Genomic DNA, 13,907 nt, shown 5'->3' on the forward strand with positions numbered 1-13,907 from the left:
GTTCAGAGCACACCCTCCTCGGTCCGGGCCACGCTGGAAGCAAGCCAGTTCTGGTCAGGAAACGGACTTAGCCTACCCCATCGTCAGAGGTCATCGTGCGTGGCTCGACATAGGGGATCCGACCCCGTGCGAACACCACCACGTCGACCACCACAGCCGACACGGCACCGAGCACAAGCACTGCCCCGAACATAGGCTTTACCAGGCCTTCGATGCTCTGCGCGACCACAGCGGCGACCATCACAAGGAGGATCTTCACCATCGTCGAAGCGCCTACGGCGGCCACCCAGACGACCGGATGGCGACGCACCGTGAGGTACGCCACGGCCTGCGTTCCGAGGCCGAAGACAGCCGCCGCCGCGAAGCCCCCGACAGCGGACCACAGGCCTGCGGAACCCGCCACGAACCACCCGACGACAGCCCCCGCGACGCCGATGACGGCGATCGAGACGGCGGACCAGATCAGGCCCTTGCGGAAGACGAGCGCGTGGGCTCTCATGAGCTCTCCTCTGGGTTGACGTCGGGGAGGGCGCGACCCTCAGGGGTGACCTTCTCACGGAGCGGTGCCGCGCGCCGGCCCACGGACCGCCACGCGCGCGAGACGCCCTGTCGCAGGCCGGGTGAGAAGGTGATGAGGCTGGAGAGCAGGATCCCGGTGGAGAGCACCGCGATCGCTCCCGCCGTGGACAGGAAGACCATGGACACCGTGCCGAAGGACAGGACGGCGGTCCAGAGATAGAGGACCGTCACCGCCCAACGATGACTGTGGCCGGCGCGCAGCAGCAGATGATGCAGATGGTGCGCGTCGGGGGTGAAGGGAGACTGCCCCTTCAACGTGCGCCGGATGACGGCCGCCCCCATGTCGATGAGCGGCACCGCGACGACCATCAGCGGCAGCACGATCGGGATGAAGGCGGGGATCCGCTCGCGCTCCGACACCACGGTCGGGTCGATCTGACCGGTCACGATGATCGCCGCCGCCGCGATCATGAGGCCGAGCACCATCGAGCCCGAATCGCCCATGAAGATGCGCGCCGGATGCAGGTTGTGCGGCAGGAATCCCAGGCAGGCGCCCACGAGGACTGCGAGGACAAGGCTCGCAAGCGACGAGTAGTCGCCAGGCGTCGCCGATCGCGCGAGGAGGTAGGTGTAGGTGAAGAAGGCCAGCCCGCCGATGGTGATCATGCCGGCGGCCAGCCCGTCGAGCCCGTCGACGAAGTTCACCGCGTTGATCGCGACGACCACCACCACCACGGTCGCGGACAACGACAGGTACGACGACCCGATGGTCAGGCCGGCGATCGGCACCGTCACCAGCTGCACGCCACCCCACGCCATCAGGAGCGCGGCGAGGATCTGGCCCGCCAGCTTGGCCATCCAGTCAAGGTCCCACACGTCATCGGCGAACCCGAGCGCGCACACCAGCCCGGCCCCCGCGAGCACTCCCCACGGAGCATGCGACGCCTCGAACACCGGCGACAGGAAGCTGACGGTGCTGGCCACGACGAGCGCTCCGGCGATACCCAGGTAGATCGCCACTCCCCCGAGCCGCGCGACCGGCTGCGTGTGCACGTCGCGCGCGCGCACCGCGGTCACGGCGCCGACGCGTCGTGCCAGGTGCCTCATCGCAGGGGTCGCCGCGTACGCCACCAGAGCGGCGACGAGCAGCAGCGTCAGGTAGACCTTCACTCGGAGCCGGCCTCCGGGGCCCCCAGCAACGCCTCCTCGCCGACCACGCCGACGATGTCCTCCTGGGTCACTCCCCCGGCGCGGACGATGCGCAGGCCTGCAGGATTCGTGGCATCGACGATGGTCGAGGCCTCGCCGAGCGGACTGTCGCCCGCGTCGAGGTACACGGACACCGCTTCTCCCAGCTGCGCCTGCGCATCGGCTGCGGACGTCGCTGCGGGAGTACCGGTCCGGTTGGCGCTCGTCACCGCGAGCGGACCGGTGCGGCGCAGCAGCGCGAGCGCCGCTTCGTGATCCGGCATCCGGAGCGCGACGGTTCCATGCGTGTCGCCCAGGTCCCAGGCGAGGGACGGCTGAGCCATCACGATGACGGTCAGCGCACCCGGCCAGAACGCCTCCATGAGCGCACGCGCCGACTCCGGCACGTCGATCGCGAGACCGTCCACGGTGCGGACGTCCGGGATGAGCACCGGCGGCGGCATCTGGCGTCCGCGTCCCTTGGCAGCGAGCACCCGTGCCACCGCATCGGGCTGGAACGCGTCGGCACCGACGCCGTACACCGTGTCCGTGGGGAGGACGATCACGTCGCCGCGCTCCACCGCGTGGACGGCGGCGTCGAGCGACGGGCCCCAGGTGGCGGGATCCGAGCAGGGGTAGATCATGGCCCCGATTGTCTCAGACGCCGACGCGTCGGGCGACGAGCATGCGGTCGCGTCCGGTCAGGTCCTGACGCGTGTGGACGTCATCCCAGAACTCGGAGGACTCCGCGTACGCGCGCAGCTGAGCGCCCTGAAGCTCGCCATGCTCCATCACGAGCCATCCGCCGATCTCGAGCAGGCGCGCAGCCTCATCGATGATCGCGCGCGGCACCTCGAGCCCGTCCTCGCCCAGGCCGTACAGCGCCTGCGGCGGGTCGTAGTCGCGCACCTCCTGGTCACGCGGCACGGCGTTCGGCGGGATGTACGGCGGGTTGGTGACGACGATCTGCGCGCAGCGTTCGAAAAGGTGCAGGCAGCCGCGAGCGTCCGCGAGCATGGGCCGCACCCGCCGCCGCACGCTCGGCGGGAGCATCTGGGAGTTGAGGCGCAGGTAGACGTTCGCCTCCTCGCTCGCCTCGACCAGGGAGACGTGCGCGTTCTCCATCTCCGTCGCGATCGAGAGCCCGATCGCCCCCGATCCCGCGCAGAGGTCGGTCACGTGCACGAATCCGTCGCTCGACGGCGCGGCGTCGCGCGCGAGGTCGAGCGCCACCTGCGCGATCATCTCGGTCTCCGGCCGCGGGATGAACACGCCGACGCCTACCTGGAGATCGAGGTGGCGGAACGGCGCGGAGCCAGTGATGTGCTGCAGCGGCTCGCGGTTCGCGCGGCGCGTGACCCTGGCCTCCAGCAGGTCATGGTCCAGCGGATCCTCGGGCCAGTGGTCGTCCCGCGCGGCCGCGGTCCTCACCTCGGCGGTGGTCCAGCCGAACGTGTACGCCATCAGCGCGACCGCGTCGTGGTCAGGAGACGGAACCCCGGCGTCGGCCAGGCGCCGCGAGATGTCGCGCAGACGCGCGCCTACCGAAGGCACCGTCAGTCCTGGTGCGCGGCGAGGCGAGCGGCCTCGTCGGCGTCGATCGCGGACTGGATGACCGGGCCGAGCTCGCCGCCGAGGACGTGATCGAGGTTGTACGCCTTGTAGCCGGTGCGGTGGTCCGCGATCCGGTTCTCGGGGAAGTTGTAGGTGCGGATGCGCTCCGAGCGGTCCACGGTGCGCACCTGCGACTTGCGCATGTCCTGAGCCTCGGCCTCCGCCGCCTCCTTCTGGGCGGCAAGCAGGCGGGCACGCAGGATGCGCATGGCCGACTCCTTGTTCTGGAGCTGGCTCTTCTCGTTCTGGCAGCTCACCACGATGCCCGTGGGCAGGTGGGTGAGCCGGACGGCCGAGTCGGTGGTGTTGACGGACTGGCCGCCGGGTCCGGAGGACCGGTAGACGTCCACGCGCACGTCGTTCATGTCGAGCTCGAGGTCCTCGACCTCCTCCGCCTCGGGGTACACGAGGACGCCCGCCGCGGAGGTGTGGATGCGGCCCTGCGACTCGGTCGCGGGCACACGCTGCACGCGGTGCACGCCGCCCTCGTACTTGAGGTGCGCCCACACGCCGTTCTCGGGGTCCACGTTGCCGGGCGCCTTGATCGCGACGGACAGGTCCTTGTAGCCGCCCATGTCGGTCTCGGTCGACTCGAGCACCTGGGCCTTCCAGCCCTGATGCTCGGCGTACTTGAGGTACATCTTCAGCAGGTCTCCGGCGAACAGCGCCGACTCCTCGCCGCCCTCGCCGGACTTGATCTCCATGATCACGTCCCGCGCATCGTCAGGGTCGCGAGGGATCAGGATGCGGCGCAGCCGCTCGGTCGCCTCCTCGGCGGCCTGCTCCAGCGCGGGGACCTCTGCGGCGAGCTCGGGATCGAGCTCAGCCATCTCCTGTGCGGCCTCGAGGTCATCGGTCGCCGCCTTCCACGCGCGATGCGCGGCGACGACGCGGCCGAGCTCCGCGAACCGACGCCCGAGCGTGCGCGCCCGCCCCCCGTCCGCATGCACGGAGGGGTCGGCGAGCTGCTGCTCGATGTCGGCGTACTCGTCCAGCAACGGCTGGACGGCTGCGAAGGCCTCGGCCACGTCGTCGGTTGGCTTCCGGCCTCAGGCCTTCTTGCCGTAGCGCTTCTCGAAGCGGGCCACGCGGCCACCGGTGTCCATGATCTTCTGCTTGCCGGTGTAGAACGGGTGGCAGGCGTAGCAGACCTCGACGTTGATCACGCCGGACTTCACGGTGGAGTTGGTCTCGAACGTGTTGCCGCAGGTGCACGTGACAGTGGTGGCCACGTACTCGGGGTGGATGTCCTTCTTCATGATCTCCCTTAGATGTGCGTCCGGGTCCTTGCGTACCTCGCTTCGGTGAACCGGATGCCGTGGACCCGATCCTCGGACCGAGCCAACGGGCTATTCTGCCATGCCCGTCAAGTGGCTGGCGAATCTGGCTCCAGCGCCCGAGCATGTCACGCGCCTCCACGCCCTTCCCCTCCCCTGCCCGAGCGCGCCACCAAGCCGGGGCCGGCATCGTCCCTTGAGCACATCGCTTCTTCAGAACGCAGATTCTGAGCACCTATGTGCTCAAGGGGGTCCAGCGCAACTCCCAGGCCCTCGTCAGCCCCCCACGCTCCACATCTTTCGTGCCCGGCTCTCCGCGGCGCGGACAGGCCAGGTCCGATGCTGCGCATGCGACCATTCCTTGCGCTCTCGCCTCCCGCGGCCTCGCTCAGCGACCTGCTCGGCCGCAGCGCACATGCGTTCACGCGGGACGAGGTGCTCGCGCGGTGGCCCCGGAGCGAGCTCGACCGCTGCCTCGCCGGCGGCACCGCGACAAGAATCCTGCCGGGTGTCTACTGCGCACCGGCCCACCGGAACGACCGTCTCGTCCTCGGAGAGAGCCTCAACCTCTGGGTGCCTCGAGGCCTCGTCACGGGTGAGCTCGCTCTGTCGCTCTACTCAGAAGCCCTCCCGGTCCCCGACACCGCAGACCTCGTCGTCCCCTACGGAAGCCGCGTGCGGAATCCCACGTGGGTGCGAGTCATGCAAAGGGCACCCGTCGCGGTCGAGTCCGGCCCTCGCGGGGTGAGGTGCGTCATTGCCGCGCGAGCGGCCGTCGACGCGTGGTCGAATGCCGCTCCGCGCGAACGCAGAGAGCTGCTCTACCTCGCACTGTGGAATCGTGCTTGCACGTGGAGGCAGGTGAGACACGAGGTCGCGCGCACACCCCGCATCCGTGGTCGGCACGACCTTGAGCGTGTGCTCGGATGGTTCGCCGAAGGCGCGACGTCACCTCTCGAGGTGCGCGCGAAGCACGAGGTCTTCACCGGCACGCGATTCGCCGAGCTCGAGTGGCAGGTCGACCTGAGGCTGCCGACGCGCAAGCCCACCGTAGACATCCTTCACCGGCGCGCACGGGTGATCGTCGAGCTCGATGGCGACACGTATCACTCCACCCGGAAGGCCCGTGACGAGGACCGCAACCGCCAGACGGATCTCATCGCAGCGGGCTTCGTGGTGATCAGGTTCGGATGGCGCGACATCGTCGACCGGCCCGAGTGGTGCCGCGAGCGGGTCCTCACCGTGGTCGCACGACGACTCAGCAATCCCTGGAGCACATGAGTGCTCCAGAACGCAGATTCTGAGCACCTATGTGCTCACAGCGCACACGGACGATGCAGGGGCCGGCGGGGCTCGGCGAACGGACGTCCCGGGACGAGGAAGGGGCCCGATCCGCATGGACCGGGCCCCTTCCGCATCGGGACGACGCTGCAGCGTCGTCCGCGCTCGCGCTACTTCTCCGCGTCGTCGGCGCCCGGCGAGGTCTTCGCGACCTGCATCAGGAACTCGGCGTTCGTCTTGTTCTCCTTCAGCTTGCCCAGGAGCAGCTCGATGGCCTGCTGCTGCTCGAGCGCCGTGAGCACGCGACGCAGCTTCCACATGATCTTCAGCTCCTCGGCGCTCATGAGGATCTCCTCACGGCGCGTGCCCGACGCGTTCACGTCGACGGCCGGGAAGATGCGGCGGTCGGCGAGCGTGCGGGAGAGCTTGAGCTCCATGTTTCCGGTGCCCTTGAACTCCTCGAAGATGACCTCGTCGGCCTTCGAGCCGGTCTCGACCAGCGCGGTCGCGAGGATCGTCAGCGAGCCGCCGTGCTCGATGTTGCGAGCCGCGCCGAAGAAGCGCTTCGGCGGGTACAGCGCCGACGAGTCGACACCACCGGAGAGGATGCGGCCCGACGCGGGCGCGGCGATGTTGTACGCGCGGCCCAGGCGGGTGATCGAGTCGAGCAGCACCACGACGTCCTGGCCCATCTCGGTGAGACGCTTGGCGCGCTCGATCGCGAGCTCGGCGACGGCCGTGTGGTCGGACGCGGGACGGTCGAACGTCGAGGCGATGACCTCGCCACGGACCGTGCGCTGCATGTCCGTGACCTCCTCAGGACGCTCGTCGACGAGCACGACCATGAGGTGGACCTCGGGGTTGTTCTGCGAGATCGCGTTCGCGATCGACTGCAGCACCAGGGTCTTGCCGGCCTTCGGGGGCGAGACGATGAGGCCTCGCTGGCCCTTTCCGATCGGCGCGACGAGGTCGATCACGCGGTTGGTCATGTTGCGCGGCTCGGTCTCGAGGTGCAGGCGCTGCTGCGGGTACAGCGGCGTGAGGTCGCCGAACACCGGGCGGCCCTTGGCGTCCTCAGGCGTCTGCCCGTTCACCTGGGTGATCGTGGCGAGCGCCGAGAACTTCTGACGCTGGCCGCGCTCGCCAGGTCGCGGCGGGCGGGCGGTTCCCGCGACCGCGTCACCACGACGCAGCCCGTACTTCTTGATCTGGTTCATCGAGACGTACACGTCTGCCTTGCCGGGCAGGTAGCCCGCCGTACGCACGAACGCGTAGCTGTCAAGCACGTCGACTATGCCGCCGATCGGGGTGATCTCCTCGCCCTCGCGAGGCGCGTCCTCGTCGTACTGCTGGTGCTGCTGCTGAGGCGCGGTGCCACCGGTCTCGCCACCCTCGCGCTCACGGCCACGACCGCGGCCACGACCGCGGCCACGGCGACGACGGTTGCCGCGGTCGCCGTCGAGGTCGTCCTGACCGCCCCGGTTGCCACCGTTGCTGTTGCCGCTGTTGCCGTTGCCGCTGTTGCCGTTGCCGCCCTGGCGACGCTCGCCGCCGTCGGAGTCGCCTGAGGCAGCCATGGACACCGCTTCCTTCGCGCGTCGCGCGCGCTCGTCGGCGGACTCGCCGTCATGCTGGTCGCCGGAGCCGGCCGGAGCCTCGTCGCGGGTGGGCAGGTCGATCTTGATCTCAGGCGTCGCATCGGCCGAAGCGGTCTGGGCCGCAGGGGCATCCGCCGCAGGCGCTCCCGCCTTGGACGTCGCCCTGCGCGACGAGGCCTTCTTGGGTGCCTCGCCCTTGGGCGCGGCCTGCTTCGGCTCAGCCTGCTTCGGCTCCGCCTTGGCAGGCTCGGGCTTGGACGGCACCACGCCGCCGTGACGGATGGCCTCCACCAGGTCGGACTTGCGCATGCGGGCGGTGCCGGAGACACCGAGCTCCGCTGCAAGCGCCTGCAGCTGGGGAAGCTTCAAAGCTGTGAGGGCCGCGGTGTTGTCGCTGGCCGTCGTCGTGTCGGTCACGTACATTCCTTCCCTCGCACGAGCACGCTTGGCTCTGAAGTGCGAGTCGATCCACGCGGGTACGTTCGCATAAGCGTCAAAGAAGGCTGGACGCCTCACACGTGGATTGCTGTCCGCCGGGGCGATACGCGCCGATCCGGGGGAAGCACGCCCAGCGTAGCACCGCCGTTGCCCCTGCACAATCGAGGCTTTCGGCGGGTCGTGGCATCTGTTGCCGACGCCCTGTCGCTGGAATAGCCTCCGAAGGGAGGGGGCGTCGACCGGTGCCGCCTCGAGGGGAAGGGGAACGCCATGGGACTCGGACCGATCGAGGTCGTCGTCATCGGATTCGGACAGGACCGCTTCGACGGTTCGATCCTGCCGGAGCTGCAACGGCTCGTCGACTCGGGCACCATCCGGATCGTCGACGCTGTGCTCGCCCGCAAGGACGCCGACGGCGCCGCTACCGTGCTCGAGATCGACGACGCCACCGATGACGGGCTCGACGCGCTGCGCGCGCTCGTCTCCGAGATCGACGGGCTGATCTCCGACGACGACGTCGACGAGCTGGTCGAGGAGCTCGCGCCAGGGTCGGCCGCTGCGATCCTCTGCTTCGAGCACACGTGGGTGGTACCCCTGCGCGATGCGATCTCCGCAGCGGGCGGGCGGCTGCTCGACACCATGCGCATCCCCGGCCCCGTCGCCGACGACGTGCTCGCCGCAGTCGCGGCACTCGACAACCAGGACTGAGGAGCGATCATGCCCATCCGTGTAGGACGACCAGGCCTCATCGGCACCATGGCGCGCACCGCCGTCATCTCCGGCACCGCCACCGCGGTCTCCGGCAACGTCGCCAGGCGCCAGGCGGCACGCGCACAGCGCAGCGCCGCGCCCGCATACGCGGAGGCGGCCTACGCCGAGCCCGTCGCCGCCGCACCCGTGCCGCAGGTCGCCGCACCGTCCGCGGGAGGCGACCTCATGGCTCAGCTGACGAAGCTCGGAGAGATGCGCGCAGCAGGACTGCTCGACGACGCCGAGTTCGCCGCCGCGAAGGCCAAGCTGCTCGCCTGAGCACAGCGCAGCCGTGGACCGGCAGCCTCATCGCGCCCGTCCACGCCTGCGCATGCCTACGAACCCGGATCGCGGTTGCGGCGTGGCGAGGTCGACCGTCCCCAGGCCCGCTCTAGCCTGCCATCAAGGGGTCCGAAGCAGCCCCGAGGGGAAGGGATCGCCATGGCGTCGTGGGCCGAGCAGGTGCGCGAGACGCGCTGGTCGGGACGGCTCAACACCGTCCAGTACATGCGCGAGGCGGTGTTCTTCGACGGCGATCGGGTGCGGGCGCAGCACACCAGGTTCTGGCTGCTCCTGCTGCTCGCGAGCGCGATCGCCACCGCAGGCGTCGTCGCGGACTCGACCGCCACCGTGATCGGCGCGATGATCGTGGCACCGCTGATGCGTCCCATCCAGGGCACGATGCTCGCCACCGTGCTCGGCGACCACCGGAACCTGCTCCGCTCGGTCGCACTCATGCTCGCCGGAGCTGCCGCGGCCGTCGCCGTCGGCTTCGTCCTGGGACTGCTCGTGGTGCAGCCCGTCGTCGCGGAGACCAATGCGCAGGTCGCGGGTCGCGTCTCCCCTGGTCTGGTCGACCTCTTCGCCGCGCTCGCGGTGGGAGCCGTCGGCTCCGTGGCGCTGATCCGCTCGGACATCTCCGACACCCTCCCCGGCGTCGCGATCGCGATCTCGCTGGTGCCGCCGCTGGTCGTCGTAGGCCTCACCCTCGAGTCCGGCGAGCCTGCGCAGGCGCTCGGCGCGCTCCTGCTCTTCCTCACCAACGTCGCGGCCATCCTCGCTACCGGCGCGCTCGTGATGGGCATCTTCGGCTACTCCCGACTCCGGCTCGAGGCCTCGGATGACAAGGAGGCGGAGCGTCGCCGCCGCGCCCGCACCTACATGACGATGGCCGCGCTCGTGCTCGTCGTGAGCGGACCTCTCACCTACTCGACCGCGCATGCGATCGAGAACAACTCCCGCATCGGCAAGATCCGCACCTACGTGGACCAGGCTGCCGCCGACTCCAAGTGGACGATCGTGTCCGTGACCGCGCGCGAGAACAACATGGTCCACGTGCTCATCAAGGGCACCCCGCCGCTGCCTGACGTGAGCGCGGTCTACGCGGACATGGCCGCCTCGGGCCTCGACGTCGACTCGATCATCCTCGAGTTCGTCCCCTCCTACACGTTCGACTCGAACGGCGCGCGCGACTCGTTCTGACATGCGACGAGGGCCGGCGCCTCACGGCACCGGCCCTCGTCGCTTCCGTCAGCGATCCACGTCGGGATCGTCCAGGGACTCCCCCTTGTGCGCCGGCGCCTCGGTGTGCGGAACGGACGGATCGTCGAACGCCACCGGCTGCGCCCCAGCGGGGGCGTGCACCGGGTCGATCGGAGGCTCGACCTCGTCGACCGGCGCCGAGAACTGGGCCTCGTAGAGCCGCGCGTACGCACCCTTGAGGGCCAGCAGCTCCGCGTGGTTGCCCTGTTCCACGATCGAACCGTTCTCCATCACGAGGATCAGGTCCGCGTCGCGGATGGTGGACAGACGGTGCGCGATCACGAACGCCGTGCGATCGCGACGCAGCTTCTCCATCGCGTGCTGCACGAGCAGCTCGGTACGGGTGTCCACCGAGCTCGTCGCCTCGTCGAGGATCAGCACCTGCGGCCGCGACACGAACGCCCTGGCGATCGTGATGAGCTGCCGCTCGCCGACGGACACGTTCGTCGCGTCGTCGTCCAGCACCGTGTCGTAGCCGTCGGGCAGCGAATGCACGAAGCGGTCCACGTACGCAGCCTTCGCCGCAGCGTGGATCTCATCCTCCGTCGCACCGTCACGGCCGTACGCGATGTTGTCGCGGATCGTGCCGCCGAACAGCCACGCGTCCTGCAGGACCATGCCAGTGCGCGAACGAAGGTCGTCCCGCGTCATCTTGGCGATGTCCACGCCGTCGAGCGTGATCCGACCGCCGTTGAGCTCGTAGAACCGCATGATGAGGTTGACGAGCGTGGTCTTGCCGGCACCCGTCGGGCCGACGATCGCTACCGTCCTGCCGGGCTCCACCGTCAGGTCGAGGTTGTCGATGAGAGGCTTGTCCTCGACGTAACGGAACGTGACGTCCTCGAACACCAGCCGACCGTGGTCGTCGGCGGGCGTCAGCGCCGGGTCCTCATCGGGCGACTGCTCCTCGGCGTCCAGCAGCTCGAAGACTCGCTCCGCGCTCGCCACGCCGGACTGCAGCAGGTTCGCCATGGAGCCCAGCTGCGTCAGCGGCTGCTGGAACTGCCGCGAGTACTGGATGAACGCCTGCACGTCGCCCAGCGGAAGGCTGCCGTTGGTCACCATGACACCGCCGACGACGGCGACCGCCACGTACACCAGGTTCCCGACGAACATCGTCGACGGCATGATGATCCCGGAGATGAACTGTGCGCCGAAGCTCGCCTCGTAGAGCTCCTCGTTCTTGCGCGCGAACTCCTCCTGGGTCTCCTTCTGGCGGCCGAACACCTTCACCAGCGCGTGGCCGGTGTAGCCCTCCTCGATCTGCCCGTTGAGCGTGCCCGTGTGCTTCCACTGGTCCACGAACTTGGGCTGCGACCGCTTGGCCACCTGCATCACGATGCCGAGCGTGAGCGGGATCGAGACGATCGCCACCAGCGCCAGCCACGGTGAGATGTAGATCATCATGATGAGCACGCCGATGACGGTCAGCAGCGACGTGAACAGCTGGCTCAGCGTCTGCTGGAGCGTCTGCGACACGTTGTCGATGTCGTTCGTCACGCGGGACAGCAGCTCACCGCGCTGGTGGCGGTCCACGTAGCTGAGCGGCAGGCGGTGGATCTTGTCCTCCACCTGCTCGCGCAGCCGGTACACCGTGCGCTGCGTGATGCCGTTGAGGATGTACCCCTGGATGAACTGCAGCAGGGCCGCGAAGAGGTAGATGACGATCAGCCACGCGAGGATCGTGTGGATCCGCCCGAAGTCCACTCCGGTGCCGCCCAGGAGACCTTCGAAGACGAGGGTCGTCGCGTTACCGAGGATCTTGGGGCCCATGACGTTCAGGGCGACCGAGGCCGCTCCCAGGAAGATCACGAAGTAGACCAGGCTCTTCTCGGGGCTGAGCAGGCCGGCGAGTCGCCGCACCGAGCCCTTGAAGTCCTGCGCCTTCTCCGCCGGAGCGCCACCCATGTGGCCCATGGGCCCCGGTCCACCCCGCCGCTGCGGGGGACGGTTCTGCGTCTCGGTGCTCATGCCGCCTCCACTCGCAGCTGCGTGCTGACGATCTCCTGGTAGGTCTCCGACGTGACGAGCAGCTCGTCGTGAGTGCCGCGGTCGATGATCCGGCCATCCTCGAGGACGAGGATCTGGTCGGCGTCGACGATCGACGACACGCGCTGTGCCACGACGAGGACCGTCGTGTCAGCGAACTCCTTGGCCAGAGCCGCCCTGAGCCTCGCATCGGTCGCCGTGTCGAGCGCGGAGAACGAGTCGTCGAAGACCAGGATGTCGGGCTTCCTCACGAGCGCTCGCGCGATGGCGAGACGCTGACGCTGTCCGCCGGACACGGACGTGCCGCCCTGCGCGACCTCCGTGTCGAGCCCGTGGGGCATGGCGCGCACGAAGTCAGCGCCCTGCGCCACCTCGAGCGCATGCCACAGCTCCTCGTCCGTCGCGTCCGGCGCTCCGTACCGGAGGTTCGACGCCACCGTCCCGGAGAAGAGGTAAGGCCGCTGCGGCACGATGCCGAGGCGCGACCAGAGACTCTCCAGCGCGGCATCGCGCACCTCGACGCCCGACACGCGGATCGACCCGGACGATGCGTCGTACAGGCGGGACACGAGACCCACCAGCGTCGACTTGCCGGAGCCGGTGGACCCGATGACGGCCGTCGTGGTGCCGGGAGCGGCCACGAACGTGATGCCGCCGAGCACCGGCTGCTCCGCGCCCGGGTACTTGAAGTCGACACCGTCGAACACCAGCTCGCCAGGCGTGGGGAAGTCGGTCACCGGATCGGCGCTCTCGAGCACCGTCGTGTCCGTCTCCAGGACCTCGCCGATGCGATCGGCGGACACCGTGGCACGCGGCAGCATGACGAACAGGAACGTCGCCATCATCACGGACATGAGGATCTGGATCAGGTAGGTCAGGAACGCCGTCAGCGCACCCACCTGCATCTCACCGCTGTTGACGCGGTCCGCCCCGAACCAGATCACCGCGACAGAGCTGAGGTTCAGCACCACGAACACCAGGGGGAACATCGCAGCCATCAAGCGGCCGGCCTTGAGCGCCGACTCCGTGACGTCCGCGTTCGCTCCGGCGAAACGCTCCGACTCGACCGGCTCACGCACGAACGCACGGACCACCCGGATGCCGGTCAGCTGCTCACGCAGCACCTGGTTCACACGGTCGATGCGCCGTTGCATGCGCTGGAAGTGGGGCACCATGCGCGTCACGATCGCCATGACGGCGATCAGCAGCACCGGGATCGCGACCACCATGATCCAGGACAGGCCCGCGTCCTGGTGGACGGCCATGATGACGCCGCCGATCGCCATGAACGGCGCGCTGACGAGCATGGTCGCGCCCATCAGCACGAGCATCTGCACCTGCTGCACGTCGTTCGTGGTGCGGGTGATCAGGGACGGCGCGCCGAACTTCTGCACCTCCGCCTCGGAGAACTCTCCGGCGCGCATGAAGATGCGGCGGCGCAGGTCGCGTCCGACGCGCATCGCCAGCTTGGCGCCGAAGTACGTCGCGCTGATCGCGCACGCGACCTGCACCAGGGTGAGCACCAGCATCACGCCGCCGACCGACCAGATGTGACTCAGGTCGCCGACCGCCACACCCTTGTCGATGATGTCGGCGTTCAGGCTCGGCAGGTACAGGTTGGCGATCGACTGGGCCAGCTGGAACACGATGATCCCAGCCAGCAGCCCCATGTACGGGCTTATCGACGATTTGAGCAGCTTCCAGAGCATGA

General features: G+C 68.9%; 13 protein-coding genes. 4 read left to right on the forward strand and 9 right to left on the reverse strand.

The genetic code is table 11. The features are described 5' to 3' along the window. Nucleotides 1-67: 67 nt before the first annotated feature. From RN607_RS10575 to rpmE, 6 genes are read right to left on the reverse strand one after another with little or no spacing between them, the layout of a single operon-like run. A complete protein-coding gene (locus RN607_RS10575) occupies nucleotides 68-499 on the reverse strand; it encodes a Cg1360 family ATP-synthase-associated protein (RefSeq protein WP_313542512.1) in 432 nt (143 codons plus the stop codon). After that, nucleotides 496-1,689, reverse strand: a complete 1,194-nt coding sequence (locus tag RN607_RS10580) for an MraY family glycosyltransferase (protein ID WP_313542514.1) — start codon at nucleotides 1,687-1,689, stop codon at nucleotides 496-498. The genes RN607_RS10575 and RN607_RS10580 overlap by 4 nt, the downstream gene beginning before the upstream one ends. Then, nucleotides 1,686-2,351, reverse strand: coding sequence for an L-threonylcarbamoyladenylate synthase (locus RN607_RS10585; protein WP_313542516.1), 666 nt, complete (start codon nucleotides 2,349-2,351; stop codon nucleotides 1,686-1,688). The genes RN607_RS10580 and RN607_RS10585 overlap by 4 nt, the downstream gene beginning before the upstream one ends. 13 nt (nucleotides 2,352-2,364) lie before the next feature. Continuing rightward, on the reverse strand, nucleotides 2,365-3,261 hold the full coding sequence (gene prmC / locus RN607_RS10590) for a peptide chain release factor N(5)-glutamine methyltransferase (RefSeq protein ID WP_313542519.1): 897 nt from the start codon (nucleotides 3,259-3,261) through the stop codon (nucleotides 2,365-2,367). A gap of 2 nt (nucleotides 3,262-3,263) precedes the next feature. Further along, complete coding sequence (prfA, locus tag RN607_RS10595) at nucleotides 3,264-4,349, reverse strand: peptide chain release factor 1 (RefSeq protein WP_313542521.1); 1,086 nt, start codon at nucleotides 4,347-4,349, stop codon at nucleotides 3,264-3,266. Nucleotides 4,350-4,370: 21 nt separating this feature from the next. Then, nucleotides 4,371-4,580: a 50S ribosomal protein L31 gene (rpmE, locus tag RN607_RS10600; protein WP_313497003.1), complete on the reverse strand. Its 210-nt coding sequence runs from the start codon at nucleotides 4,578-4,580 to the stop codon at nucleotides 4,371-4,373. A gap of 366 nt (nucleotides 4,581-4,946) precedes the next feature. Here rpmE and RN607_RS10605 point away from each other — a divergent pair, with 366 nt between their 5' ends. Further along, nucleotides 4,947-5,879 (forward strand): endonuclease domain-containing protein, encoded by a 933-nt coding sequence (locus RN607_RS10605; RefSeq protein ID WP_313542522.1) that lies wholly within the window; start codon nucleotides 4,947-4,949, stop codon nucleotides 5,877-5,879. A 170-nt stretch (nucleotides 5,880-6,049) separates the two neighbouring features. On the opposite strand, the gene rho is transcribed toward RN607_RS10605, so the two are convergent. Further along, on the reverse strand, nucleotides 6,050-7,894 hold the full coding sequence (gene rho / locus RN607_RS10610; protein WP_313542524.1) for a transcription termination factor Rho: 1,845 nt from the start codon (nucleotides 7,892-7,894) through the stop codon (nucleotides 6,050-6,052). Nucleotides 7,895-8,185: 291 nt separating this feature from the next. Here rho and RN607_RS10615 point away from each other — a divergent pair, with 291 nt between their 5' ends. The 3 genes from RN607_RS10615 to RN607_RS10625 all read left to right on the forward strand — a co-directional run bounded on the left by RN607_RS10615 (nucleotide 8,186) and on the right by RN607_RS10625 (nucleotide 10,147). Continuing rightward, on the forward strand, nucleotides 8,186-8,623 hold the full coding sequence (locus RN607_RS10615) for a DUF6325 family protein (RefSeq protein ID WP_313542526.1): 438 nt from the start codon (nucleotides 8,186-8,188) through the stop codon (nucleotides 8,621-8,623). Between the two features lie 9 nt (nucleotides 8,624-8,632). After that, nucleotides 8,633-8,944, forward strand: coding sequence for an SHOCT domain-containing protein (locus RN607_RS10620; RefSeq protein WP_313497011.1), 312 nt, complete (start codon nucleotides 8,633-8,635; stop codon nucleotides 8,942-8,944). Nucleotides 8,945-9,106: 162 nt separating this feature from the next. Continuing rightward, on the forward strand, nucleotides 9,107-10,147 hold the full coding sequence (locus tag RN607_RS10625) for a TIGR00341 family protein (RefSeq protein ID WP_313542528.1): 1,041 nt from the start codon (nucleotides 9,107-9,109) through the stop codon (nucleotides 10,145-10,147). Between the two features lie 48 nt (nucleotides 10,148-10,195). On the opposite strand, the gene RN607_RS10630 is transcribed toward RN607_RS10625, so the two are convergent. Together RN607_RS10630 and RN607_RS10635 are read right to left on the reverse strand one after the other, a co-directional pair. Continuing rightward, nucleotides 10,196-12,178, reverse strand: coding sequence for an ABC transporter ATP-binding protein (locus tag RN607_RS10630; RefSeq protein ID WP_376784158.1), 1,983 nt, complete (start codon nucleotides 12,176-12,178; stop codon nucleotides 10,196-10,198). Further along, nucleotides 12,175-13,905 (reverse strand): ABC transporter ATP-binding protein, encoded by a 1,731-nt coding sequence (locus RN607_RS10635; protein WP_313542530.1) that lies wholly within the window; start codon nucleotides 13,903-13,905, stop codon nucleotides 12,175-12,177. The genes RN607_RS10630 and RN607_RS10635 overlap by 4 nt, the downstream gene beginning before the upstream one ends. Nucleotides 13,906-13,907 lie beyond the last annotated feature (2 nt).

It is taken from the genome of Demequina capsici (genome assembly GCF_032102965.1).
Lineage (GTDB): Bacteria > Actinomycetota > Actinomycetes > Actinomycetales > Demequinaceae > Demequina > Demequina capsici.